This window comes from Bombella dulcis, assembly GCF_026385505.1.
GTDB classification, from domain to species: domain Bacteria; phylum Pseudomonadota; class Alphaproteobacteria; order Acetobacterales; family Acetobacteraceae; genus Bombella; species Bombella dulcis.
This window is the reverse complement of the sequence record NZ_JANIDV010000017.1, coordinates 1-1,247: the sequence shown is the minus strand read 5'-3', so window position 1 is coordinate 1,247 and position 1,247 is coordinate 1. Positions and strand designations below refer to the sequence as shown.

Annotated in this window: 1 protein-coding gene and 1 pseudogene; both read left to right on the top strand. The window is 59.5% G+C overall.

Annotated features, from left to right (window positions below; translation table 11 throughout):
• Positions 1-131 precede the first annotated feature (131 nt).
• Positions 132-818 carry a DUF2612 domain-containing protein gene (locus NQF87_RS08710; RefSeq protein ID WP_266128017.1) on the top strand — a complete coding sequence of 229 codons (687 nt, stop codon included), beginning with the start codon at positions 132-134 and terminating at the stop codon, positions 816-818.
• Positions 815-1,247, top strand: a pseudogene (locus tag NQF87_RS08705) (phage tail protein); the annotation flags it as partial. The gene NQF87_RS08710 and the pseudogene NQF87_RS08705, both read left to right, overlap by 4 nt.

The window sequence follows — 1,247 nt, the reverse complement described above, 5'->3', positions numbered from 1 at the left end:
CTGGGTGACTGGGCTGAGGTTCTCACCCTGACCATCGGGACGGACAGGAACGCAGGCCAGAACAGGATCACCCTGCCGATCAACCAGCTGCCGACGGTGACGGCGGATACCATCAGCGTCGAGGTCGTCACGTGATCGACATCAGAGAAACGATCCTGGCCCAGTATGCCAACAGCCCGGCCCTGACGGGAATTATCGGCCGGTTCAATGCGGCGGCTGACCCGCAGACCATGATTGAGCTTTTCCTGAAGAATGTCTGGGACCCGACCACCGCTACGGGATGGGGGCTGGATGTCTGGGGCCGCATTGTCGGGGTCCAGCGTGTCCAAAAGGTAAGCCAGCCGGAGTTTTTCGGTTTTGATGAGGCCGAAGATGGCAGCGGTTCGGCCCGCCCCTTCGAGGATGGCATATTCTATGCCGGAAAGAGCATCACTGAAAACTATGCCCTGACTGATGAGGCATTCCGGAAACTGATCTTCGCAAAGGCGGCCGCGAACATCTCGAACGGCTCGATAGCCGACATCAACCGTATCCTTATGCAGCTCTTCGGCGGCGATGGCCGTCTCATCTACATCTCCGAGGGCACCGCAGCCAATGATTACTTCGGCTTCTCAGAGGCACGGCTAGACAAGGATACACCAAAACCGTTCGATGACGGTGTGTTCTTCGCCGCATCATCCCTCGGAAAATCAAACGGGACGATGACGATTTCCCACAACTGGGACCTCTCTCCCCTGGACGTAACCCTTATCCGCCAGAGCGGCGCACTGCCCCGCCCCGCTGGCGTCCATATCCTCTACCAGCGAGTTGACATATGAAACAGACCGACACGCAGCCCCTGTTCTCCGTAGTCTGGGCACAGAATGCGGACAGCTCGACACTGGCCACCATTCCGCAGTCAGCAACGGCCATTGGCCGTGCCAGTATGGCAATGGGCTTCCCCAAAGCCACGATGACGCCGATCTCAGCCGGGGGCGCTCCACCCTATGGGGAGGACATGAATGGCATCCTCAACATGCTGTCCCGTGCCGCACGGGCCGCCGAGCTGGGTGTCCTGGTCCCATTTTCAGCAGAATACGCAAATGCGATCGGAGGGTATCCAGCCGGGGCAACCGTTGCCCATCCCACGGCAGCGGGAAGATTCCTCGTCTGCACGGCGGACAACAACACCAACGACCCCGGAAAGAGCATGAACGGGTGGATTGACCCGCTCTCCGGCTTCCAGGCATCTGGGGATTACGCAACCA